Annotated in this window: 23 protein-coding genes; 7 read left to right on the plus strand and 16 right to left on the minus strand. The window is 66.6% G+C overall.

Annotation, left to right across the window (positions count from 1 at the left end):
• Window positions 1-132: 132 nt before the first annotated feature.
• The gene (locus AC5P76_RS00165; RefSeq protein WP_445394110.1) at window positions 133-1,455 is read left to right on the plus strand and encodes an alpha/beta hydrolase family protein; all 1,323 of its coding nucleotides are present in this window, start codon (window positions 133-135) and stop codon (window positions 1,453-1,455) included.
• 45 nt (window positions 1,456-1,500) lie between these two features.
• Here AC5P76_RS00165 and AC5P76_RS00170 read toward each other — a convergent pair whose 3' ends face one another.
• The 5 genes from AC5P76_RS00170 to AC5P76_RS00190 all read right to left on the minus strand — a co-directional run bounded on the left by AC5P76_RS00170 (window position 1,501) and on the right by AC5P76_RS00190 (window position 6,306).
• Window positions 1,501-1,839 carry a hypothetical protein gene (locus tag AC5P76_RS00170; RefSeq protein ID WP_053443843.1) on the minus strand — a complete coding sequence of 113 codons (339 nt, stop codon included), beginning with the start codon at window positions 1,837-1,839 and terminating at the stop codon, window positions 1,501-1,503.
• 91 nt (window positions 1,840-1,930) lie between these two features.
• Window positions 1,931-2,872 carry a DegV family protein gene (locus AC5P76_RS00175; RefSeq protein WP_053517434.1) on the minus strand — a complete coding sequence of 314 codons (942 nt, stop codon included), beginning with the start codon at window positions 2,870-2,872 and terminating at the stop codon, window positions 1,931-1,933.
• Window positions 2,873-2,966: 94 nt separating this feature from the next.
• Window positions 2,967-3,599, minus strand: a complete 633-nt coding sequence (locus AC5P76_RS00180) for a 2-hydroxychromene-2-carboxylate isomerase (RefSeq protein WP_065181734.1) — start codon at window positions 3,597-3,599, stop codon at window positions 2,967-2,969.
• A 17-nt stretch (window positions 3,600-3,616) separates the two neighbouring features.
• Window positions 3,617-4,885: an amidohydrolase family protein gene (locus tag AC5P76_RS00185; RefSeq protein WP_445394572.1), complete on the minus strand. Its 1,269-nt coding sequence runs from the start codon at window positions 4,883-4,885 to the stop codon at window positions 3,617-3,619.
• 11 nt (window positions 4,886-4,896) lie between these two features.
• On the minus strand, window positions 4,897-6,306 hold the full coding sequence (locus tag AC5P76_RS00190) for an amidohydrolase (protein ID WP_065175130.1): 1,410 nt from the start codon (window positions 6,304-6,306) through the stop codon (window positions 4,897-4,899).
• A 151-nt stretch (window positions 6,307-6,457) separates the two neighbouring features.
• On the opposite strand from AC5P76_RS00190, the gene AC5P76_RS00195 reads away from it, so the two are divergent.
• Together AC5P76_RS00195 and AC5P76_RS00200 are read left to right on the plus strand one after the other, a co-directional pair.
• Entirely contained in the window at window positions 6,458-7,234 is a 777-nt protein-coding gene (locus AC5P76_RS00195; RefSeq protein WP_065181732.1) for an AMP nucleosidase, read from the plus strand.
• A gap of 43 nt (window positions 7,235-7,277) precedes the next feature.
• Entirely contained in the window at window positions 7,278-7,817 is a 540-nt protein-coding gene (locus AC5P76_RS00200; protein ID WP_111186169.1) for a DUF924 family protein, read from the plus strand.
• Between the two features lie 87 nt (window positions 7,818-7,904).
• On the opposite strand, the gene grxD is transcribed toward AC5P76_RS00200, so the two are convergent.
• Window positions 7,905-8,831 carry a Grx4 family monothiol glutaredoxin gene (gene grxD, locus AC5P76_RS00205; RefSeq protein ID WP_053517428.1) on the minus strand — a complete coding sequence of 309 codons (927 nt, stop codon included), beginning with the start codon at window positions 8,829-8,831 and terminating at the stop codon, window positions 7,905-7,907.
• 60 nt (window positions 8,832-8,891) lie between these two features.
• Here grxD and AC5P76_RS00210 point away from each other — a divergent pair, with 60 nt between their 5' ends.
• A complete protein-coding gene (locus AC5P76_RS00210) occupies window positions 8,892-9,671 on the plus strand; it encodes a polysaccharide deacetylase family protein (RefSeq protein ID WP_253118283.1) in 780 nt (259 codons plus the stop codon).
• Between the two features lie 88 nt (window positions 9,672-9,759).
• Here AC5P76_RS00210 and AC5P76_RS00215 read toward each other — a convergent pair whose 3' ends face one another.
• From AC5P76_RS00215 to AC5P76_RS00225, 3 genes are read right to left on the minus strand one after another with little or no spacing between them, the layout of a single operon-like run.
• A complete protein-coding gene (locus AC5P76_RS00215) occupies window positions 9,760-10,476 on the minus strand; it encodes a class I SAM-dependent methyltransferase (protein WP_253118284.1) in 717 nt (238 codons plus the stop codon).
• A 4-nt stretch (window positions 10,477-10,480) separates the two neighbouring features.
• Complete coding sequence (locus AC5P76_RS00220) at window positions 10,481-11,098, minus strand: SGNH/GDSL hydrolase family protein (protein WP_065175127.1); 618 nt, start codon at window positions 11,096-11,098, stop codon at window positions 10,481-10,483.
• Between the two features lie 3 nt (window positions 11,099-11,101).
• Entirely contained in the window at window positions 11,102-12,376 is a 1,275-nt protein-coding gene (locus AC5P76_RS00225; RefSeq protein WP_065175207.1) for a pyridoxal phosphate-dependent aminotransferase, read from the minus strand.
• A 116-nt stretch (window positions 12,377-12,492) separates the two neighbouring features.
• On the opposite strand from AC5P76_RS00225, the gene rsgA reads away from it, so the two are divergent.
• The 3 genes from rsgA to AC5P76_RS00240 all read left to right on the plus strand — a co-directional run bounded on the left by rsgA (window position 12,493) and on the right by AC5P76_RS00240 (window position 17,381).
• Window positions 12,493-13,602: a ribosome small subunit-dependent GTPase A gene (rsgA, locus tag AC5P76_RS00230; RefSeq protein WP_495222577.1), complete on the plus strand. Its 1,110-nt coding sequence runs from the start codon at window positions 12,493-12,495 to the stop codon at window positions 13,600-13,602.
• A 124-nt stretch (window positions 13,603-13,726) separates the two neighbouring features.
• Window positions 13,727-14,980, plus strand: coding sequence for a flavohemoglobin expression-modulating QEGLA motif protein (locus AC5P76_RS00235; protein WP_065175125.1), 1,254 nt, complete (start codon window positions 13,727-13,729; stop codon window positions 14,978-14,980).
• 124 nt (window positions 14,981-15,104) lie between these two features.
• Window positions 15,105-17,381, plus strand: a complete 2,277-nt coding sequence (locus AC5P76_RS00240; protein ID WP_253118285.1) for a TonB-dependent receptor — start codon at window positions 15,105-15,107, stop codon at window positions 17,379-17,381.
• A 93-nt stretch (window positions 17,382-17,474) separates the two neighbouring features.
• Here the strand turns inward: AC5P76_RS00240 and AC5P76_RS00245 are convergent, their stop codons facing one another.
• Genes AC5P76_RS00245 through AC5P76_RS00275 form a run of 7 tightly spaced genes read right to left on the minus strand, consistent with a single transcriptional unit; the run spans window position 17,475 to window position 23,422 of the window.
• Entirely contained in the window at window positions 17,475-17,744 is a 270-nt protein-coding gene (locus tag AC5P76_RS00245; RefSeq protein WP_253118286.1) for a PAAR domain-containing protein, read from the minus strand.
• Between the two features lie 4 nt (window positions 17,745-17,748).
• A complete protein-coding gene (locus AC5P76_RS00250; protein ID WP_253118287.1) occupies window positions 17,749-18,279 on the minus strand; it encodes an META domain-containing protein in 531 nt (176 codons plus the stop codon).
• A complete protein-coding gene (locus AC5P76_RS00255; RefSeq protein ID WP_253118288.1) occupies window positions 18,276-19,733 on the minus strand; it encodes a DUF2875 family protein in 1,458 nt (485 codons plus the stop codon). The genes AC5P76_RS00250 and AC5P76_RS00255 overlap by 4 nt, the downstream gene beginning before the upstream one ends.
• Entirely contained in the window at window positions 19,730-21,718 is a 1,989-nt protein-coding gene (locus AC5P76_RS00260) for a T6SS phospholipase effector Tle1-like catalytic domain-containing protein (protein ID WP_253118289.1), read from the minus strand. The genes AC5P76_RS00255 and AC5P76_RS00260 overlap by 4 nt, the downstream gene beginning before the upstream one ends.
• Window positions 21,711-22,292: a DUF3304 domain-containing protein gene (locus tag AC5P76_RS00265; RefSeq protein ID WP_253118290.1), complete on the minus strand. Its 582-nt coding sequence runs from the start codon at window positions 22,290-22,292 to the stop codon at window positions 21,711-21,713. The genes AC5P76_RS00260 and AC5P76_RS00265 overlap by 8 nt, the downstream gene beginning before the upstream one ends.
• Window positions 22,285-22,866: a DUF3304 domain-containing protein gene (locus tag AC5P76_RS00270; RefSeq protein WP_253118291.1), complete on the minus strand. Its 582-nt coding sequence runs from the start codon at window positions 22,864-22,866 to the stop codon at window positions 22,285-22,287. The genes AC5P76_RS00265 and AC5P76_RS00270 overlap by 8 nt, the downstream gene beginning before the upstream one ends.
• A complete protein-coding gene (locus AC5P76_RS00275; protein WP_253118292.1) occupies window positions 22,859-23,422 on the minus strand; it encodes a DUF3304 domain-containing protein in 564 nt (187 codons plus the stop codon). Before AC5P76_RS00275 ends, AC5P76_RS00270 begins: the two co-directional genes overlap by 8 nt.
• Window positions 23,423-23,501 lie beyond the last annotated feature (79 nt).

Consider the following 23,501-nt stretch of genomic DNA (forward strand, 5'->3'; position numbering starts at 1 on the left):
ACGCGGTTCCGCCGCTGGTGGCTGTCGCCCGCGGACGCGCCTTCGTCGGCGGTACCCGCACTCCGTCGCACCGCGCTGGCGATCACGCGGGAGCCGGTTCACCGTCACCCACCAGTGTGGAGAGGAGCAGACATGCACAGAACCCTGGTGTCGCTGGCCGCGTGGAGCGCGATGGCCTTCAGTGCGCAGGCGGTCGCGGCCACGGCGGCGTCGCCTTGCGCCGCTGCGAGCTATCGGATGGCCGATGGCAGTACGCTGGACATCGGCCCGGGTGCGGGCGATCAACTGCGGTGGCGCACGCCAGATGGTCGCAGCGGCGCACTGCAGCGCACCGCGGGCGATGCCTGGACCAGTACCCGCGGCTGGACCGGGCAGCCGGACGGGCACCGGATGGTGCTCAAGGACTGTGGGAAGCGCGGCATCAGCGTCGATGGAATGAAGGGCGAGCGCATTCCGCTGCGGCAGATCGACACCCGTTTCAGCGGTGCCGGCGCAACGCTGCAGGGGCGGCTGACGCTGCCTCCGGGCGATGCGCCGGTTCCACTGGTGGTGCTGGTGCATGGTGCGGAGAACAGCTCCGCGCTGGAGCGCTACTCGCTGCAGCGCGAGTTCGCCAGTGCCGGCATCGCCGTGTTCGCGTACGACAAGCGGGGCACGGGACGCTCTGGCGGGCGGTACACGCAGAACTACCTGACCCTGGCCAATGATCTGATCCTGGCCACGCGCGAAGCACGCCGGTTGGCGGGGGCACGTGCGCAGCGGGTCGGCTACCAGGCCGGCAGCCAGGGTGGCTGGGTGGCGCCGCTGGCGGCACGCATCGAGCCTGTGGATTTCATCGTGATCAGCTTCGGCCTGGCGGTCTCGCCGCTGGAGGAAGACCGCGAGGCGATCGCCTTCGACATGCAGCGGGCCGGCCAGGGCGCGGAAGCCACTGCGCAGGCGATGCAGATCGCCGATGCGGTGGCGACCATCGTCGAAAGCGGATTCACCGAGGGATTCGATGTACTGGCGGAGGTGAAGCAGCGTTACCAGCATGCGCCCTGGTTCCCTGCGGTACGCGGGAACATTGCCGGGTATCTGTTGTCGACTCCGGAGGTCACTGCGCGCGAGCAGGGGCCGCGGCTGCTGGACGGGGTGCCGGCCCATTACGACCCTTTACCGGTGCTCACGCATCTGCAGGTGCCGCAGTTGTGGATCTTTGGCGGGCAGGACCGCGATGCGCCGCCGGTAGAGACGCTCAGGCGTCTTGCGGTTCTGCAGGGCCAGGGACGGCCGATCTACACGGCCGTGTATGCAGACGCCGATCATGGCATGTACGAGTTCGAGCTGGATGCGGCCGGGGAACGTGTATCGACACGGCAGCCGGCCGGGTACTTCCAGCTGATGACGGACTTCATCCGTGGCGATGCGCTGCGGGCCGAATACGGCCAGGCCCGCCCCACGTCCGCGCGATGAGGGCTTCGACGGGCTAAGCCCAGCAGACGCCAGCGCGTTCGCCGCTCAACGCACGTCGCGCAGTTCCCAGTGATGGCCGGCCAGCAGACGCAGGCGCTGCTTGAACACATCGCTGTCGATGCGGGTGGTGGCCACCAGGTTGATGCGCAGGTCCTTCTGCTCACCGGTTACGGTGGCGTCCGGGTCGGTCACGCCCCACTGCGGCTCCACTGCATCCGGATCGGGTTGCTTGGCTTTCCAGCGCTCGAACAGCGCGCCGCTGCGCAGGGCGTCCTGCAGTTCTTCGGCAAAGCCGGCGGCGCCCTGCGAATGGAAGGACAGGTCGGGGTCGTTGCCGCGGGCCTTGGACGGGTCGGGAAGGCTGATGTGATACTGCGCAGGCATGGTGATCTCCTTGAAGTGCGGCAAGGCTGGCATAGACGCGGTGCAATGCTTGTGTACATCCGGCGCACCTGCATGCAGGCGTCGCCCGCCCTCATTCGAACCGATGCGGTCCATCGGCAAAGCCCACGGTAACGGCGCCCTTGCCGACGTTGACCATGCCGGTCAGGCTCATCACCGATTCGTACACGGTGACGCCGTGGGTGGCGCAGACGTCCGTCAGCTGCGCATAGCCGGGCAGGGCGCGCAGCTCCTCCAGCTCACCGCCATAGCTGACGCAGACTGTCGGTGTCATCAGTCCACTGCGCACGCGCTGGCCGACCACAGCGAAGAGCTTCTGCACGGCATTGTCGAAGCCCTTGATCTTGGCCACCGGGCCGGTCTCACCGCGGTAGCCGTGCAGCACCGGCTTGATGTCCAGTGCGCTGCCCAGCGCGGCACTGAGCAGGCCGACACTGCGGTCGCCCTTGTGCCGCGCGCGGGCCCGCATGTAATACAGGTCACGGGTGACCATGTAGCCATGCACGTTGCCGGCCAGTTCCTCCAGCCGCTCGCGGATCTGCTGCACGCTGGCGTTGCTGTCGCGCAGGCGAACCGCCTCCACCGCCGTCACCGCCTGCGCGGCGAACAGGTTCTGGGTGTCGAGCACGCGCAGTGCGAAGGGCGAGTTGTAGCCCGCGGCCTGCCGCACCGGCTTGTAGTCGTTGAGGATGGCGAAGCTGGCCTGCAGGGCGTTGTCGTGGATCGGGCTGCGGGTCTTGGTGATGGTCATGCAGAAGACGTGGTCGTAGTCGATCACCAGCTGCTGCAGGAACAGGTCACGGATCTGGTTGACGCTGAAGGGGATGGTCTCCGCCTCGGCACCATGTTCGGCCACGTGTGCGTGCAGGAAGCTGAGCGTGGCCTGTTCGTCGCGGTGGTCGGCGAGTACGGCTTCGCCGATCCGTACGGTGATCGGGAGCAGCACGATGTTGTGTTCGGCAATGAACGCCTGCGGCAGGTCGCAGGCCGAGTCGACGACGATTCCGATGCGCATCCGCGGCTCCCCCTCCAGGGCGGTTGTTGGTTCGGAAGTGTGAAAAATATCTCAAAACGGGAGCCCGCGCGCGAGGGAAGCGCAGGCGCCCTGTTCAGCGTCTGCGCTGTACCGCGATCGGCAGGGCCTCCACCCGCTGCCATTCCGGCTGCTTCAGCAGGTCCGGATCGGCCAGCACAGCGGCCATCAGCGGGTGCGCGTCATTGCCCCAGAACAGCTCGTCGCCGATGGCCAAGGTCGGTACGCCGAACACGCCGGCCGCGAGCGCAGCCTCGGTGTTGCGCCGCAGCTGCTCCTTGACCTCTGCGGTTGCCGTGGCGGCCGCCACATCCGCGATGCCCAGCCGCGCGCCGGGTTCGCGCAGCGCCTCGGCGCTGTCGGCGGCGTTGCCCTCGCGCCAGATCCAGTCGAACAGCACGTCCACGGCCTGCGCGCCGCCGCCTGCGGCCAGGCACAGCCGCAGAGCGGCCAGCGGGTTGAACGGGTGGGCAGGCGGGAAGCGCAGCGTCACGCCTTCCGCCTGCGCGTTCCAGAGCAACTGGCGGTAGATGAAGCGCCGCTTGGCCGGGATCTCGGCCGGGCCGAGATTGCCAAGCTGCTGCAGCACCGCCCCGAAGGCGATCGGCACCGGCTGTACCTGTGCGAACTGGGGCAGTTGCTTGACCTTCTGCCAGTGCAGGTAGGAGTAGGGCGAGACGAAATCGAAGTACCAGTGCAGCGGGGCCATGGGGCTTTCCTCGTCGGTCAGGGCTGCGCGTTGCGCTGCAGATAGCGGTCGCGCAGGTCGGTCTGGCGCGAGCGCATCGGCATCGGCCGCCCGCCCATCCAGACCTGTTCGGCATAGTGCGCCACATCCAGCGGGTCGCCTTCCCAAAGCACCAGGTCGGCGCGCTTGCCGGGCTCGATGCTGCCGATCTGGTCGGCCACCCCGAACGCCTGTGCGGGAACCCGGGTCAGGCCTGCCAGCCCGTCGGCCCAGGGCAGGCCATGGGCTACCGCATTGCCTGCGAGCTGGCGGATCTTGCGTGCGTTATGCGAGGCATCGCCACGTTGCACGAAGCTGACGGGCACGCCCGCACGCTGCAGTCGTGCCGCGTTTTCCAGGGTGGCGCCGATCTGGTCGAAGCTGGCCGGCAGGTTGGCCAGCACGTCGACGAACACCGGTACGCCGGCCGCAGCCAGCTCCGGCGCCAGCTGCCAGGCTTCGCTGGCTCCAGACAGGGCGATCTTCACCTTTTCACGTGCAGCCCAGCGCAGCAGCTGGCGGATATCGGCAGCGCGATCGATTTCAACCACGATGCGGCTCTGGCCGGCCAGATAGCGCGACAGTGTGCGGCGACCGGCCGGTGTCAGCACGGCGTGCGGTGAATCGGCGGCGACCTGGCCGCGCGCTTCATCCACCATCTGCTGCAGCAGCATCCACTGTGCTGCACGCGAATGACCGGTCAGTTCCGACGCTGCGGCGCCCAGCCGCAGGAACAGCGCACGTGGACCCAGCGGGTCGGCACTGCCATCGAGCCGCATCACCCCGCCCTGGCCCGCCACGAAGCCACCGCCGGTGACGGCGCCCAGCGCGGTGAAGCCGATGCCCTCCAGTCGCGCCACCGGAATGAGCACCGACGCGGGGTTGTAGGCCAGGGTCACGTCGAACTCCGGACGCAGCGGTTGCTCGCCGATCTTCAGGCTGCTGTCGACCGTACTCGCTTCTCCCGAGACTTCCTCGATGCCGATCTCGGCGATGCCACCGAACAGCGCGGGCGTGAGCGGGCGGCCATCGGCTTCAACCACGGTCGTGCCGGCCGGTGCGGCCAGGCCCGTACCCACGGCACGGATGATGCCGCCCTGCACCAGCACATCGGCGTACTGCAGGCTGCCGCGTGCGCTGGCGGTGTGAACCGTCGCGCCGCGCACCAGCAGATCCTGTGCCGATGCCGTGCCGGTGATGGCTGCCAGCACCATGATCGCAGCGCCGAGCCATGCCCGGTTGCGGCTGGAAGACCTTGCCATCTGCATGGAACCGGCCATCAGTGCACCTCCTGCCCGAGCTGGAAGTCCGACTGCGGCGTTGCCGGCAACGCATTGCGGTCGTACAGGCGGCGGCCATCGACATAGACCTGCTCGGCCAATGCGTAGGAGCTGAAGGGATTGCCGTTCCACACCACCACGTCGGCCATCTTGCCGGGCTCCAGCGTGCCGGTCTGGCGCTCGATGCCCAGCGCCTTGGCGGCATTGGCGGTCATCCAGGTGATCGCATGTTCAGGAGTGATCGGGGCCATGCGTGCGCGGCGCGCGGCGGCCATGACCTTGGCGGCTTCCTGGTTCAGGCGCTGGATGCCTTCGGGCGAATCGGAATGGACGATGGCGCAGCTGTTCTTCGCCCGGTCCACCAGCGCGATGTTCTCGGGGATGCCATCGAAGGCTTCCATCTTGAAGCCCCACCAGTCGGCCCACAGTGCACCGCAGACGCCGTCCGCCGCCAGCCGGTCGGCCAGCTTGTAGGCCTCCACGCCGTGGTGGAACGCTGCCACCTTGAAACCGAATTCCTTGGCCAGATCGAGCATGGTGGCCATTTCGTCGGCACGGTAGCAGTGGATGTGCACGCGGATGTCGCCCTGGATCGCGCCGGCCAGGGTGTCCAGCTTGAGATCGCGCTTGCCACCGGCATCGCCCGCGCTGTCACCTTTGTCGCTGCCGAACCAGCGCTTGCGCTTGGCTGCCTTGGGCGTGTTCTTGGTGATGTAGTCGGCGGCATCGATGAAGGCTGCGCGGTAGCCGGCGACGTTGCCCATCCGGGTAGCAGGCGTCACACCCTTGCCTTCGCCATAGACGCGTTTGGGGTTCTCGCCGCAGGCCATCTTCAGGCCCCACGGCGCGCCGGGAAACTTCATCGCCTGGTAGGTGATGGCCGGAACGTTCTTCAGGGTCACGCCGCGGCCACCGACCAGGTTGGCCGAGCCGGGCAGCACCTGCATGCTGGTCACGCCGCCGGCCAGGGCGGCAGCGAAGCCGGGATCCTGCGGCCACACCGAATGCTCCGCCCAGACATTGGCCGTGACCGGTGCGGTCATCTCGTTGCCATCGCTGTGGGCGCCCACCCCCGGGCTTGGATATACGCCCAGGTGCGAGTGCACGTCGATCAGCCCGGGGGTGACCCACTTGCCCTGCGCGTCGATGCGGGTGACATCGGCCTCGGCCTGCAGCTGCTGGCCGACAGCAACGATGCGGCCCTCACGCAGCAGGACGTCGGCATTGTCCAGGCGCTGGCCGGTGCCGGTCAGCACCGTTGCGTTGTGGATCAGCACCGGCGCATCGGGCTGCGCCCGATAGGTGCTGGGGTAAGGATCGGCCATGAAGCGCGAGGCGCCCAGTGCTGGCGCGGCGGCCAGCGTAACCAGCGCCAGCCCCAGCCCGGCGCGCAACAACGTCGACGTCATGCAGATCCCCTCGGCTACGTAAGCAACCGCTGACGCTAGCCGGGCAGCGGTGGGCTTGCCAAGTGACCTTCTTCACAGGGTGCGACCGCGTGCCTCGACGGCGTCGCCCCACTGGCCGAAAATAGGCGGTCCCCGCCGTTCCGGACCGAGCATGAAGAGCAAGCAGGAAATCGTCGACAACTGGCTGCCGCGCTATACCGGCGTGCCCCTGGACCAGTTCGGCCCGCACGTCCTGCTGACCAACTTCGGCGGCTACCTGCACACCTTCTCCGAACTGACCGGTGCGCCCATCGTCGGCCTGGACCGGCCCATGGCCAGCGCCACCAGCGATGGCATCACGATGATCAACTTCGGCATGGGCAGCCCCAATGCCGCGATCATCATGGACCTGCTGTCGGCGGTGATGCCCAAGGCGGTATTGTTCCTGGGCAAGTGCGGGGGCCTGAAGCGCAAGAACCAGCTGGGCGACCTGGTGCTGCCGATCGCCGCGATCCGTGGTGAAGGCACTTCGGGCGACTATCTGCCACCGGAAGTACCGGCACTGCCGGCCTTCGCCCTGCAGCGCGCGGTCTCGACCATGATCCGCGATCTGGGGTACGACTACTGGACCGGTACCGTCTACACCACCAACCGGCGGGTCTGGGAACACGACGAGGCATTCAAGGAACGGCTGCGCGCGATGCGCTGCATGGCCATCGACATGGAAACGGCCACGGTGTTCGCCGCCGGCTTCGCCAACCACATCCCCAGCGGCGCCCTGCTGCTGGTTTCGGACCAGCCGATGATTCCCGACGGGGTCAAGACCGAAGCCTCCGATGCCAAGGTCAGCTCCCAGTTCGTGGAAAACCATATCCAGATCGGCATCGAGGCGCTTAAGCTTATCCGGCGCAACGGCAAGTCGGTCCGCCATCTGCGCTTCGACGAATGATGATGAGGGCCGGGCGCGGGACGTCCGGGCCCGGGAGTAGGTAATGGACGTTGCCGCGCAGGTGGTGGAATTCTGGAAGGAGGCGGGCCCTGCGAAGTGGTTCGCCCGCGACGATGCGTTCGACGCGCAGTTCCGCCGATTGTTCCTCGATGAGCATTTCGCTGCGGCCGCGCGTGCGCGCGAACACTGGCTGGGCAGCGCCGAGGGTGCGCTGGCCCTGATGCTGCTGTTGGACCAGTTCCCGCGCAACTGCTTCCGTGGCACCGCCCACTCCTACGCCACCGATGGGCTGGCCCGGCACTACGCCATGCGTGCCATCGAGGAAGGGCTGGACCTGCAGCTGGTTCCGAAGCTGCGGGCCTTCATCTACCTGCCGTTCGAGCATTCCGAGGATCCGCTGGACCAGGACCGTTCGGTGGCCATGTTCGACGCGCTGGGTGACAAGGAATACCTGCAGTACGCCGACCTGCATCGCGACATCATCCGCCGTTTTGGCCGCTTCCCGCACCGCAACGCCGTGCTGGGCCGCATTCCCACGCCGGAGGAACTGGACTACCTGGCCGAAGGCGGGTTTGCCGGCTGACCGGGCGGCGCCAGCCACGCGCGCGGCAGGCAGGAAACGGAAAACGCCGGCGTGCGCCGGCGTTCTCCTGTTCCGCGCTGCAGCCGATCAGTACTTCGGCACGCCGTTGTCCACCTCTTCGGACCAGGCGTTGATGCCGCCGGTGATGTTGAAGACCTTGGTGAAGCCAAGCGCGCGGAACTGCTCGGCAGCCTGCGCACTGCGACCACCGTGGTGGCACAGGAAGGCCAGTGCGGTGTCCTTCGGCAGTGCTTCCAGCTCGGCGCGGCCGTTGCCGTCGAACACCTTGAACGGCACGCCGACGGCGGCGATGGCGCGCTCGTCAGCCGGGCGTACGTCCACCAGGATCGCGTTGCCGGCGCGCACCAGGTCGTCGGCGTCGCGCACGCTGATTTCCTGCACCGGCTTGGGCGCATTCGGGTTGTCGATGGCCAGGCCCTTGCCGCGGATGTCGTCCACCCAGTCGATGGTGATGCCTTCGGCGCGGCGCGCGCTGGCCAGGTCGAACTGCACGCGCAGTCCATTGGATTCGGCGGCGATCGCAGCCTCGTCATGCGGAGCGAGCTGGAAGTTGGGCTGGAAGCCTGCATCGATGCTCAGCTGCAGGGCGGCGCCCGGGGCGTCGGCCAGCGCGCCCTTGAGCATCTCCACCGCGGCCGGGGTGACGGTGATGCGCGGCGGGGTGCGGTCCGGCGCGGGCAGGCCCAGCACGCTGCTCAGTTCGCCGCTGGCGGCCATCTGCAGCACGATGTCGCTGCCACCGACCAGTTCGCCGTCGATGTACAGCTGCGGGATGGTCGGCCAGTCGCCGTAGGCCTTGATGCCTTCACGGATTTCCTGGTCGGCCAGCACGTTGACGTGAGCGAACTCGACGCCCAGGTCCTGCAGCGCGCCCACGGCCTTGGCCGAGAAGCCGCACTGCGGCATCGACGGCTGGCCCTTCATGAACAGCACGACGCGGTTGGCGTTGAGGAGGGATTCGATGCGCGAACGCAGGGCAGGATCGAGAGACATGGGAAGTCGGGGGTCCAGTAATTCGAATCTTCGATTCTACCCCTCATGGCATCATGGGGTATGAGCAGCGCAGGAACATTGCATCGCATTCCGCCCCGGCCATGGCGCTGGCTGCGCTGGCTGGTGGCGTCGCAGTTGGGGGTGATCCTGGCCTGGGTGCTGGCGGGATGGCACTGGGGTCTGCCGCTGATGGTGGCCAGCCACGCGCTGTTCATCGTGCCGGTGTTCCTGCCCAACAGCCGCTTCTACACGCCGGTGCTGAGCCGCCTGGCGCAGGCGGACGACGCGGTCTGGCTGACCATCGATGACGGTCCCGGTGCGGACACGCTGGCCGTGCTTGATCTGCTGGATCGGCATCAGGCGCGGGCGACATTCTTCCTGGTGGGCGAGCGGGCGCTGGCCCAGCCGGCGCTGGTGGCCGAGATCCTGCGCCGCGGGCACGATCTGGGCAACCACAGCTTCAGCCATCCGCAGGCGCGCTTCTGGCGACTGGGACCGAAGGCGATGCGTGCGGAGATCGAAGGCTGCCAGCATGCGCTGCAGGCATTGTCGGGCACGCCGGTGCGCTGGTACCGGTCGGTGGTGGGCATGACCAATCCGTTCGTGGGCCCGGTGCTGCGCCGCCTGGGCCTGGTGCGGGTGGGATGGAGCGCCCGCGGCTTCGATGGTGTCGGCTGTACGCCCGAGCGCGTGCTGGAGCGCCTGCTGCCGGATCTTCGCCCGGGCGCCATCGTGCTGCTGCATGAGGGGGCCGCCCATGGCCACAACCTGGTAATCATCGAACGCGTGCTGCAGGCACTGGATCAGCGTGGATTGAAGGCAACGCTGCCTTCGGTATAGCGCAGCGGCGCGCACGGAATCCGCCGGGCACGGCCCGGCGCTACCAGGGGATTGGGCAGGCTCCGGTAGCGTCGGGCCACGCCAGGCGTCATCCAGGCCGTTCGGCCACCACCAGCCAGCTGTTGAACGGTGTGCGCCCGTGCAGCGGCCGTGGTGCGGCGACGCGCAATCCCGCTTCGCTCAGTGTCGCCAGCAGGGTCTTCGGCTGGGGATAGTGCCGCGGGCGGGTACCCATCCAGCCCACCAGCCAGGCAAGGCGGTCCGCGACCCGCGTGGTGCGGTCCCGGCCATCACCGGTCGCCAGCGGCGTGCGCAGCAGCAGCCGTCCTCCGGGGGACACCCGCGCGCTTGCGGCACGCAGCAGCGTCTGCTGCGGTCCGGCATCCAGGTACTGCACTACGTCCAGCAGCAGTACATGACCGACGTGCGACGGCAGCGCAGCCTGCACATCCAGGCATTCGAAGCGCACGGCCGGCAGGCCTTCACCGGCTTGCCGCGCCCGCTCGATCTTGGCGGCGTCCACGTCCACCCCGAGATAGGGCTGGCCGCGCCCGCGCTGGCGCAGCACATGCGCGAACAGGCCCAGTCCGCAACCCAGGTCCAGCACCGGCTGGCCATCCTCGGGCAGCTGTTGCAGCACGCCGTCGTACAACGGATCGCTGCCGAGTTTGCCGCGGGTGTAGTAATAGTCGCGGCGGCTGCCCCAGGCCTGTGCAGGTCGGAACGCCTCGGCGATCGCGCGGGCCTGCGGGGCGGTCAGCGGGGAGCAGGGCAGGGGCGTGCCATTCCGTGGCGTGCCGTCCATCGGGTCAGCCGGCGTCGCCGAGCCGGCGCAGGGCGACCGGCAAGGCGCGCTCGCTCCACAATGCATACATGCGCGCGGAGGGGTGCAGACCGTCTTCGGCGATCATCGCCGGGTCGTGACCGTGGACGCGGCTGATGTCGGTGATGTCGACGAAGTCGACGCCGAGGCCACTGCAGACCTGCTCCGCAGCCGCGTTGAACGCGTCGGTTTCGATGCCGATGCGGCCACGGTGTCGGCCGCTGCTGGCGCCGAACGGCGTCACGCCCCAATCGGGAAACGACAGCACCAGCACCCGATCGGTACGGCCGCCGGCAAAACCGATCGCGCGCTGCAGCAGGGCCTGGAACTGCGTGCGGTATTCGTCGAGCGGGCGGCCGCGGTACTGGTTGTTGACCCCGATCAGCAGGCTGACGAAGTCGAACGGCCCCTGCGGGGCGGCCTCGTCGATGCCGGCATCGAGCTCGTCCGTGGTCCAGCCGGTGGTGGCGATGGTCTGCGGATCGGCCAGCGCGACGCCCTGTGCGCGCATCGCGGCGGCCAGCTGATGGGGCCAGCGGCCTTCGACCGCGACGGCCTCACCGATGGTGTAGGAGTCGCCCAGCGCCAGATAGGACAAGCCCACGACTCAGGCCACCGAACGGCGTGGCTTGATCGGTACGACCTTGGTTGCATCCTCGGCGCGGCGGGCCAGCACGCGGTCGATGCGGGCGAACACATCGCGCATCACCGAGGCCTCCGGCAGCAGGGTTACGCGGAAGTGGTTGCGGTAGGGCACGTTGAAGCTGGAACCGGGCACCACCAGCACGCCCTCGTTGTCCATCAGGTCCAGGGCGAAGGTGTGATCGTCGAAGCCCTTGGCGGCAGCGCCGACCACCGCCGGGAAGGCATACAGCGCGCCGGCGGGGGCCACCAGCGACAGATGCTCGCTGGCCTCGCAGGCTTCGATCACCGCGCGGCGGGTTTCGTACAGGCGCCCGCCCGGGGCACACAGTGCCGAAATGGTATCGGGCCCGTTCACCGCAGCTTCGATGGCGTACTGGCCGGGCACATTGGCGCACAGGCGCAGCGCGCTGAGCAGGTCCATCGCCGCGCGGAAGTCGCCCAGGCGTGCGTCATCGCCGCTGAGGTGCGCCCAACCCACGCGCCAGCCGCAGGCGCGATGCACCTTGCTCAGGCCGCTGAAGGTCAGGCACGGATGGTCGCCCGCCAGCGGTGCGACCGGCTGGAACACCGCCTCGTCATACAGGATCTGGTCGTAGATCTCGTCGACCAGCAGCAGCAGGTTGTGCCGGCGCGCGATGTCCACCACGCGTTCAAGCAGTTCGCGCGGGTAGCTGGCGCCACTGGGATTGTTCGGATTGATCAGCACGATCGCGCGGGTGCGCGAGGACACCAGGGTCTCGATCTCGCTCGGGTCCGGCTGGAAGCCGTTCTCGGCGGCGCAACGGTAGTACACCGGCCGGCCGTCGTTGAGGATGGTGGAGGCCGACCACAACGGGTAGTCCGGGGACGGCACCAGCACTTCATCGCCGGGGTTGAGCAGCGCACGCAGCGACAGGTCGATCAGTTCGCTGACGCCGTTGCCGACGAACACACGGTCCGGGTGCGCGTCGGGAGCGCCGCGACGGGTGTAGTAGGCAGCGATCGCCTCGCGCGCCACCGGCAGGCCCTGCTGGTGGGTATAGGGATCGGTGCGACCCATGTCGTCGGCGATCGCGCGCTGCAGGTGTTCCGGGGCGCGGAAGCCGAAATTGCCGGGGTTGCCGATGTTGAGCTTGATCAGCTTGCGGCCCTGCGCCTCCAGCTCCCGGGCTCGCCGGGCCAGTTCTCCGCGGATTTCGTAGCGCACTTCGGAAAGGCGCTCGCGGGTGGCCAGGGGCTTGGGCGCGGAGGTTGACATGGTCGGTGAGCCGTCGGATGGCATGGAGGTTCCATGGTAGCGGAATTGCTGCACTGCATGGCAAGGCCCCCCAGGGCCCGCCGCTGCTGGGCTGGAGCGGCGTTGGCACGGGTAGAATGGAGGCGATGACCCAGACCCCCGATTTCACCGCCCTGCAGACCATCGGCTGGCCCTGGCCGGGCCCGGCGCAGCAGGCCGACTGGCAGGCCATGATGGCCGAGCACCCGCAGGCCCGCCCGGCCCGGGTGATCGAGCAGCACCGTACGCACTATGTCGTGGCCGACGCCCCGGACGCTGCGATCAAAGCCGAATCGCTGCCGGAATGGCTGCGGCCACGCTTTCCCAGCCATGAGCGGCCGGCGGTCGGCGACTGGGTGCTGCTCGACGGCATCCGCATCGTGGCGCTGCTGCCACGTCGCACCGCGATCAAGCGCGGTGCCGCCGGCGAGCATTATCACCAGCAGGTGATCGCGGCCAACATCGATACGGTGTTCATCGTCTGCGGGCTGGATGCGGACTTCAATCCACGCCGTATCGAGCGCTACCTGCTGCTGGTGGGCGGCGGCGGTGCCGAACCGGTGGTGGTGCTGACCAAGGCCGACCAGACCGAATACAGCGAAGATGCGCTGGCGGTGCTGGAAGAACTGGAAATGCAGGGGATCGCCCTGCATGCCATCAATGGCCTGGATGCTGGCAGCGTGGCTGTGCTGCAGCCATGGTTGGGGCCGGGCCGCACCGTGGTGCTGGTGGGCTCCTCCGGCGCCGGCAAATCCACGCTGACCAACACGCTGCTTGGCGAGCAGCGGATGAAGACCAATGCGGTGCGCGCCAACGACTCACGCGGGCGTCATACCACCACTCATCGTGCGCTGATGCCGTTGCCGACCGGCGCCTGCCTGATCGACACGCCCGGCATGCGCGAGCTCAAGCCGACCGGCGAGGAGACGCTGGCCGAAGGGGGCTTCGCCGATATCGAAGCACTGGCCGAACAGTGCCGCTTCCGCGACTGCTCGCATCACCAGGAGCCCGGTTGTGCGGTACGGGCGGCCATCGACGCGGGTGAGATCGAGGAAAGCCGGCTGCTGAACTACTTCAAGTTGAAGGAAGAAGTGGCGGCCGCCGCCGCCAAGCTGGCCGTGCGCCAGGCCGAGACCGCGCAGGAACGTGGTGGCAGGAAAGGCAAGGGCCAGCAGTTCCGTCCGGCAGGAAAGCCGCGACGTCGTTGATGAGGCAGCCGGCCACGGGCGCGGCTGCATGGAGATTCATCCCGGGTTGCCGGGGTAACGCCCCCGCTGATGCCGGGGCCCGCGGTGGACAGCGCACGGCCTGGCAGGGCGCTATAGTCCGCGCATGGAAACGACCGCCGTGCTGGATCGCGAGGTGGCCCACCATGCGGCGCTCGACGCGCGGCTGGTCGAGGCCGTGGGTGGCATCCGCCTGCTGGGCCTGACCAGCTGGCCGGCGACGGTGCAGGCACCGTTCCTGGACAGCGTCGCGCGCGGGCAACCGCAGTTGCCGAAGGTGGACTACCCGAAGCTGGATTTCAGCGAGGAACGCCGCACCTTGGCAGCCATCGCCGCCGACTGCGACGCGGGGCATCCCTTGGGTCACTACGTGCAGCAGTCCGCGCACAGCTGGGACCTGGCCGCACGCCTGCTGGAGGGCCTGGGTACCGCAGCGGTGGACACCTGTTCGGTGCAGCTGTTCGGCGCCCCCGAACAGCCTTTGCCGGGCAATGGCCCGAGCACGCGCGATGCAGCGCGCCATTTCATCCAGATCGCGGCCGAGCTGGACCATGAACTGCTGGCGCCGGAAGAACAGGTGCCGGTGTCTGCGATCGCGCTGCAACTGCAGCTGCAGAACGATCTGGATGCCTTCTTCGAATCGCGGATCATCCAGGTGCAGCTGGACCCGGAACTGGTGTCCAAGGCGGCCGCCGGACCGACGCGGATCCGCCTGCGTACCAGTGCGCGCTTCAGCGCCTACGATCGTGCACAGCTGTTCCATCACGAAGCGCTGGTGCATTCGCTGACCGCGTTGAATGGCCGGGAGCAACCGGTGCTGCCCAGCCTGGCCTTGTCCTCACCGCGGGTGACGGCTACCCAGGAAGGGTTGGCCACGTTTGCCGAGCAGATCACCGGCAGCATCGACATCGAGCGCCTGAAGCGGATCAGCCTGCGTACCGAAGCCATCGCGATGGCCCGCGAGGGCGCCGACTTCATCGAGGTGTTCCGCTACTTCTGCGATGCCGGGCAGAACCCGGAAGAGAGCTTCGCATCGGCCCAGCGCGTGTTCCGCGGGGTGCCCCCCGGCGGCGGGCTGGCCTTCACCAAGGACACCGTGTACCTGCGCGGGCTGGTATCGGTGCACACCTTCTTCCGCCACATGCTGGCCGAGGATCGCCTGCAGGTCTGCCGGTGGCTGTTCGCGGGCAAGATGAGCCTGCAGGACGCCATCGCGTTCGCACCGTTGTTCCAGGCCGGGGTGTTGAAGCCACCACGCTGGCTGCCGCACTGGGTCAGCCGGGCCAATGGCCTGGCCGGCATGCTGGCGTTTTCGCTGTTTGCCAACCGGATACGGATGGACCAGCTGGCGCCGGAGTGATGTTCGTGCAGGAACTGCGTCCAGCGGGCACACACCTCCGTAAAGAAGCTTTCATGTTCCGTTCGCATAGTGGGGCGGCATCGCGCACGTACGCCGGTGCCCATCCCCCATGCAACGGACCACCATGCAGACTCGACACCTGACGATCGCCGTAGCGATCGCGCTTTCCGCCGCTGCCAGCGCCTTCGCCGCCGATATCGACGCCGCGCCCAGCGCGCAGACGCTGGATACCGTCTCGGTGATCGGCCAAGGCGAGACCCGTCAGGTGCAGCGCATCACCAGCGTCGACAAGCAGGTGCTCCCGCCAGGCACCAGCGGCCAGAAGATTCTCGATCGGCTGCCGGGCGTGTCGGTGCAGTCCAACGATGCGTTCGGCGCCAATGAGGAGTCGCAGACCATCAGCCTGCGCGGATTCGACAAGAGCCGGCTGGGCTATACGCTCGATGGCATTCCGTTGGGCGACAACAGCTACGGCAACTACAACGGCCTGAGCATCGCCCGTGCGCTGATCGCCGAAAACCTGGCCGGCGCCGAGCTGTCGCAGGGCATCGGTTCACTCGGCGTGGCCTCGACCAGCAACCTCGGCGGCACCATCCAGTACTTCTCGGCCGATCCGTCCACCGAGTTCGGCGGCCGTGCCAGCGTCACCGTCGGCGACGACAATCAGCGCCGTGGTTACCTGCGCGTGGATACGGGCGACCTCAACGGCTTCTCTGCGTATGTCTCCGGCGTTCACCAGGACCAGGACATGTGGGCCGCGCCGCATCAGAACCAGACCACCCGCCAGTTCAATGCCAAGGCCGTGTGGAACGTGGGCGACCATCGTTTTGGCGCGTTCGTGGCGACCTCGCGTGCCAGCCAGGCCAACTACGCCTACCTGTCCAAGGACATGCTGGCCCGGGGCCTGGGCTGGGACTGGAACATCTATGCGCCGGACTGGAACCGCGCGGTGGCCGCAGCCTACTGCGCGCCGGCTACGCGTGATCCGGCGCGGTGTGCCTACAGTGGCGGCGTCACCAGCATCGACGATGCGTACTACCAGAGCCGTGCGCTGCGCGATGACAACCTGTACTCGATCGATGCCGACCTTCGCCTGGGCGAGCAGGGCCGCCTGAAACTGCTGGCCTACCACCATGACAACCGCGGCCAGGGTCACTGGTGGGCGCCGGGCCAGCCGTCCTACCCCGGCACCGACCGGATGCTGCCGATCTCCATCCGCAGCACCAACTACACGATCAACCGCGACGGCGTGACCGCAGCGCTGTCATGGACGGCTGGCATCCACGAGTTGGAAGCCGGCCTGTGGTACGAGCAGAACGACCACAACGTGTCGCGCAATTTCTACTACATCAGCGGTCCGTTCCTGGACGATCTGTACCTGAAGAATCCGGACCGCCTGCTGTTCAACCAGGACTACGACATCCGCACGCAGCAGTTCTACGTGCAGGACCGCATGCGCTTCCTCGACCAGCGCCTGACCGTTGATGTCGGCATCAAGAGCCCGAACACCCGCATGCGTGCCACGGCCCGCCCGGGCGTGGAGACCCGCCTGGCGTCCGGCACGCTGACGGCCAAGGAGTCGGTGCTGCCGCAGCTGGGCGTGGGCTTCAAGCTCAACGCCAACAACGAGCTGTTCGCCTCGTATGCCGAGAACATCGCCGCCTTCGTCGGTGGTGGCAGTGGCGGCCCGTTGCAGGTGGCACCGGAATCGTTCGCTGCCAGCGCCGACCTGGAACCGGAAAAGTCGAAGAGCCTGGAGGCCGGTTTCCGCACGTTCGGCGAGAAGTACCAGGCCTCGATCGCCGCCTACAACGTCACGTTCGACAACCGCCTGCTGTCACTGAACCCGTGCTCCAGCATCGAAGTGGGCACCCGACCGGAGTGCGTGACACGCTTCATCAACGTCGGCTCGGTGAAGAGCCACGGCGCGGAACTGACCTTCATCCTCAAGCCGGTCGATGGCCTGCAGTGGTACAACGCGCTGTCCTGGAACAAGACCACCTACGAAGATGACTACATCTCCGGCGGCGCGGTGGTGCCGGTGGCCGGCAAGATCACGGTGGACACGCCGCAGCGCATGGCCTCCAGCGAAATCAGCTGGAACCGCGATGGCTTCTTCGCCAGCCTGCGTGCCAAGTACACCGGCAAGCGTTATTACACCTACACCAACGATCAGTCGGTGCCGGGCGTGACCACCTTCGATGCGGGTGCCGGCTATGACTTCGGCCCTGGGCTGGGACTGCGCAACGTGCGGGTCTCGTTGAACGCGACCAATCTGACCAACAAGCGCTACGCCGGCCAGCTGAGCTCGTTCGCGCCGACCGACCCGGAAGGCAAGCGCTACGCGATCCACGCCAGCGCACCGCGGCAGGTGTTCATGACGGTGGCGGCGGAGTTCTGATTGGAAGGGGGCGCATCCAGGGAAGGCGTGGATCTGCCGAAGTGCGGGTAGATCCGCGCTGCGCGTGGAGGGGATGCGGATCATCGGGGGGGCTCACCCCACCTCGATGTGCGCGGCCTTGCCGGCAATGGCATGACAGCCGCAGCTGAGCCGGTGGCCTTCCAGCACGATCGGCAGACCCATGGCCAGATGGGTGCTGCTGCCCTCGACGAAGCTGTGCTCGCCGGGGTGGAGGGAACAGGTGGCGTAATCGCCCCTCACCGCCAACGGATGACCATTGATGCGGTGGGTGGCAGCGAGTTGGCAGCGGATAACCTCGCCGCCGCCCGTCGTGGAATCGCCTTGGCAGATGGGAGAGCGCATGGCGTCACCACCGGCCCGGAGGCGGTTCGCGATAGATCAGTGTGGCGGTCACCCGTTCACCGTCCAGGAGTTCCAGCACCGCGTCGTCTTTGCCCAAGCGGTAGCCGGTTGCGGTGCTGAGTGCGGTGGCAAAGCGGTCACCCACCGTGTCGAACATGGCCTTGTGGCAGCGCGCACCCGTGCGGGCAACGGCTTCAATGGCCAGCGTCTGCTCGCCTTCCAGATGGTAGACACCGGTCAGCGGCTGGCAACCCGCGAAGCCGGTGAGACGGCTGCCATCGGCCTCGAAGATGACAAAGCCCGCCTGGGAGCGAGGGTCCAGCTGTACGGCAGGGTGATGGTCGTCCAGCGGAAGGTGGCTCAGCTTCCAGACAGTCTGCAGCAGCGGCTGCGGGACTTCGGGGCCTGCCTTCCAGGGCTCCGGGGCGTACCAGGGGCGGGGAGGAGCTTCAGCGGCCTGCGGGGCGTCTTTCTTGCATGCTGCCAGCGTGATCGGTAGCACCCATGCCAGAAGCAGCGCGGTATAGGTTCTCATGCAGTTTCCTCGTGTAGCGACTGATTGGATGGGATGCGCGAAAGGACCGGCTGCAGCAGCAGTCCATCTGCGGATGCAACGACGACCACATGGTTGCCTGCACTGTGTATGGCCAACGACAGCATCGACGCGCCTGCACCACTGCCCAACACTCCCACCCGGGAATGGATGTCCGTGGCGTGTTCCGGGTCGACCAGGTTGATGGGCTCGGCCAGACCAGCCAGGGCAAGCCGAAATGCGTGGAGGCAACCTGGCTCAGAGTGGCTGTCGTACCAGATATGTAGCGAACTGTCGGGCAGGCTGGTGGCAAGCGCGTTCCACGCTTCTGCGATGCGCTGCTGAAGGGGACCCGCGGATGTCGGAACGTCCATGTGCGGCAGGATCGGGATGAAGGCCGGAGGTGGCAGCGATGCCAACACGGGAGCAGCGTCCCACTGCACAACCTGCTCGTGTGTCCACGGTGCGGGATACCAGGGGTCATGTGCACCCGTGGCGCGGTCTGGAACGCCCTCCGTCATCTCGCCAGACATGGCTTGCCGCCAGGTCGAACTCGGGTGGACATGGGTTTCGGGTGTGGCGAAGCGCGGTGGGATCATCGACTCCATTTCATCTCGCCACCATTGGTAGGGCACGCGCAGGGCATCTGTGTCAGCACGCGCTCCGGCAACGGACTCATTGCGGATGCGTGACGGCAGCTGCTCGCGGCTGACCCAGAGCAGCACGATGCTGTCGTTGGGAGTTTGGCGCGGCGTCTGCTGCGCTGTGTCGCCGCGGACAAGGCGCCCATCGATGCTGAGCAGCGCGATGCTGTCCAACAGGGTTGTCTCATCCATCATCTTGTGCAGGTCCTGCAGCAGCGGCACAAGGGAGGGGCCGTCCAGATCGCGTTCGCGCACCAGCAGTCGAGCAGACTGATCGGATTGCATTTTCATCAGGCCCGGCCAATGCCGGGCCGCATAGCGGCCGGTTCCTGTAACTGGCGGTGCCAGCGTCAGGATCGGCAACGGGCCACCATCCGGGACGTGAGAGGCCAGCATGTCCATTGCCAGGGCCAGCTGCACCTGCAGTCGCATGCCGTGTTCAGCGGAGTCGTTGTCAACGTCGCTACGCGCTGCAGGCGTGGTGTACTGATCAAGCGCCTGCGCGGACGCCAGTTCCGCCGCAGGGCAACCCGCAATCCACGCGTGGCACGCGCGCACATGGAGTGCGGCGACCACGCTTGATGGTGCCTGCGCGGGCGCTTGTGGGGAAGGGCGAGCCGGCGGAGACACAAACGCCTGCTGCAGCGCATGCCCCGCCGTACATGCGAGAGCGGCCACGATCATACCTGCCAGCCACGGTACCAGCGCCGCAGTGCCGGCGCTCTCTGCCGGGTCTGTTGCGTAGAGCACCATCAGTACGGACCAGGCCAGGGCCAGCAGCAGAAAACCCAGGGCCCAGACAGAGCGGCTCATGGTGAACCGTCCGGATACATCAGACGCTGGCTCATTCCGAGTGGCCTGATGGCCGCGGACGGCTGCGCCAGTGGCCCAGACGGCCTTACAGTATTCGTCGCGGCGGACGTGATGCGAAATACCTGACGGCGACGCAGGTAGCTCCAGCGGGGCTCGCGCCGGGTGGCCATCGCGATAACGTCGAGGACGTCGGCTTTTCCATCCATGGCCGATGCCGGTTTTGCATCGGTGAAGATGGGTTGGCCCCCATCCCGGAAGATCTTCAGCGCTCGCCTGTCCTCAATACCCAATGGATCGACCGGTGGGAGTGGTTCTTCTTCACGGCTGGAGGGATTCCGCTCCATGCGTCGTCGATATTCCGGCAGCGTTCGCTCTTCGTAGCGGCGTCGCGCCTCCTTGTAGCGCCGGTCCTTCTCCTCCAGTTGCTTGTGCATCGTGTCGTAGTCACGTTGGCACTGGGGGTCGGTCAGCACGAAGGCAGCCCGTGAATCATGGATATGGTCTTCCAGCAGCGTGCGGACCGCGGGGGAAGGGGCGGGCGAGGTCTTCCAATAGCGCTGGTACATCTCGCGCATGGGCGGAAAACCCGTGGCGTAGCTGTAGGCCCCGGACCAGCGGCTCACCATGCTGCGGATGGTCCCGCCAACGCCTTCGCAGGCCTCCACATCCTGGTGCAGCTCGACGTTGGACTGGTCAAGGTTGATGTAGTCCTGCAGCAGGGCGGGCTTGCACTGCCGGACGAAGGGCAGGGCGATGTAGTCGTTCCTGCGCAGCACACTGCGGCGCCAGCCGATGTAGTCGAGGTAGTGGTGGTGCAGCTGCTGCATCAAGGGGGCGCCGCCCTTGAAGCTGCCAAGGCGCGCTTGATGTGCATCGAACGCGCGTTGGAGCTCGGGGGAGATGGCGAAGTCGGCAGAAACTTTTGCGCGCGCCAGTGCGGCGCCATCCATGAGCGGGACACCCGCTGCCAGCGCCCTGCGATACATGTCGTTGAGCGGAATCTGCGACAGCATGTCCTGCTGCTGCTGGCGAATGGCGCCGGACTGGTTCGTGCCCTTGCCCTGCGTTATCGGGCCATAGCCACCGCCCACGTCGGAATGCATGCCGGGGTAGATGATCTCCAGCCGCTGCGGCGCTTCACCCTGCCATGCGCGGATGGTGGTGAGCGGAAACGAGTTTCGCGCCTCGTGGGCTGCAACCATGTGCACGCACTGCTCGACGAACCCGGGAATGCCCATGTATCGCGGCTCGGCCCATTTCAGATGACCATCGCCGGGTAGCACGGGCACCGAGTCGGCCACATGCACCGATGCCACGGTATCGAACAGCCCCATGAAGCGCACCCGAAAGGGAATGCCGCAGATGCTGGGCTGGTTGTCGCCGGCCCACTCGACAAGCTGATTGAGAAACGTGCGTGCTGCCGTGGCGCCCCGTGAGAAGCCAAACAAGTCCAGGGTGATACTGGCGATGTGGGGGGCGGCCGGTTTGGGATTGGCGAGAATGTTGACCAGTGCCGCGGTCCAGATCTTTACCTGTTTCTCGTCTTCGATGGCGCGGATGAATGTCGGCTCGTTTTCCTCGACAATCGCCGGGTGGCCGCTGAGCTTGGCGATTCGATTGGCGATGTATAGGTATGCATAGCGCAGACGACGGTCGCCGTAGGCACCCTCGCGCGCGCCCAGCGGGTGCGGTTCGTGCTCACCGATGGGCGGGAACGGAGTGCCGACACCTGGAATGTAGAGCATGTGCTGGCCGACCTCAATCCCGTCATTGCAGGCATCGGACAGACGCGCGATGTTGCTGTGCGATCCGCTTGGCCTGTCCTCATCTGCGTGATTGCGCGTGCCATCAAAGAAGATGGAAAACTGCATTGTGATCTGGCACGGCACCATGCCAGAACTCAATTGCGGCGATACGGGGTTGAAGTGCAGGGTTGCCGGTGCGTCGCCGGGAAGCCAGGCATGCTCGATCTTCTGCTTACTCATGCTCTCCTATGCCTCTCTTCTCATTGAAGTTCTTGTAGGGGTAACGCGCGCCGGGATAGTCTGGGTCGCTCGGGAAGAGAACACTCGGAATGATCAGCACTTCGTCGTTCTCAAAGATGTGCAACCAGGTCTTGGCCACATAGGTGTAGGGCTGGACAGGCACGTCCTTCTCCACCCAGCGGCAGCCTTTGTCCCTTGGCTCGCGTGGTACATAGTCAAGATTCCGCTCACATCGCCGCCATTTCACACGAACCGTCAGGCCCGGATACCAGCGGGTCGGTAGGCTGAGGACGCCTAATGCGGTGCTCGCCCCGGTGCTTGCCCGTCCGCCTCCTTTGCCGTTCACATAGACTGGCCGAACAAAGGTGTCGGTTGGCTCGTAATCCATCGAGGTCAGATTGCTGCCGATGTATGCGGATGGCTCGTATGCCTTGTCTGCACGCGCGCATGCGCACAGCACTGCGGCCATGAGCAGTGGCAATGCTGCGATCAGCATTGGCCGGAGCTGTCTCCGCATCGCAAGCAGACGCCCGTTGCAGCGCTGGCGAGGCCTGCCGATATCCAGCTTACTCATGCTCACCAATTCCTCGCTTATCGAAGAAATTCTTGTAGGGGTAACGCGCGCCGGGATAATCTGGGTCACTTGGGAAGAGAACACTCGGAATGACCAGCACTTCGTCGTTCTCAAAGATGTGCAACCAGGTCTCGGCCACATGGGTGTAGGGCTGGACAGGCACATCCTTCTCCACCCAGCGGCAGCCTTCATCTACCGGTTCATCGGGCACGTACTCTGTACCTGCCTCACATCGCCGCCATTTCACACGAACCGTCAGGCCGGGATACCAGCGGGTCGGTAGGCTGAGGACGCCCAATGCGGTGCTCGCCCCGGTGCTTGCCCGCCCGCCTCCTTTCCCGTTCACATAGACCGGCCGAACAAAGGTGTCGGTTGGCTCGTAATCCATCGAGGTCAGATTGCTGCCGATGTATGCGGATGGCTCGTATGCCTTGTCTGCACGCGCGCATGCGCACAGCACTGCGGCCACGAGCAGTGGCAAGGCAGGGATCGCCACTGGCCTGAGCTGTCTCCGCATCGCAAGCAGACGCCCGGTGCAGCGCTGGCGAGGCCTGTCGATATCCAGCTTACTCATGTTCGCCAATGCCTCTTTTCTCATTGAAGTTCTTGTAGGGGTAACGCGCGCCGGGATAATCGGGGTGGCGGGGTGAAAACGCACTGGGGATGACCAGCACTTCGTCGTTCTCAAAGATGTGCAACCAGGTCTCGGCCACATAGGTGTAGGGCTGGACCGGTACATCCTTCTCCGCCCAGCGGCAGCCTTCATCTACCGGTTCATCAGGCACGTACTCTGTGCCTGCCTCACATCGCCGCCATTTCACACGAACCGTCAGGCCGGGATACCAGCGGGTGGGCAGAGCGAGGACGCCCAGCATGGTGCTGCCCCCTGTGCCCGCGCTGTCGCCCCCTTTCCCGTTTACATAGACCGGCCGAACAAAGGTGTCGGTTGGCTCGTAATCCATCGAGGTCAGATTGCTGCCGATGTATGCGGGTGGCTCGTATGCCTTGTCTGCACGCGCGCATGCGCACAATGCTGCGACGACGACCAGTGACCAGGTCTGGTGGGAGAAGCCCGTCGGTAGGCGTGCTGTGGAGCTCTGGCGATGCCGCTCGATCTCACGCTTGGACATGTTCGCCAAGTCCTCCGTCATCAAAGAGGTTCCTGCACTTGTACTGCGTGCCGGAGTCGTTGGCGTCGCGAGGTGAGCG

The sequence above is a fragment of the Stenotrophomonas sp. YJH_SMC_36 genome (assembly GCF_059369935.1).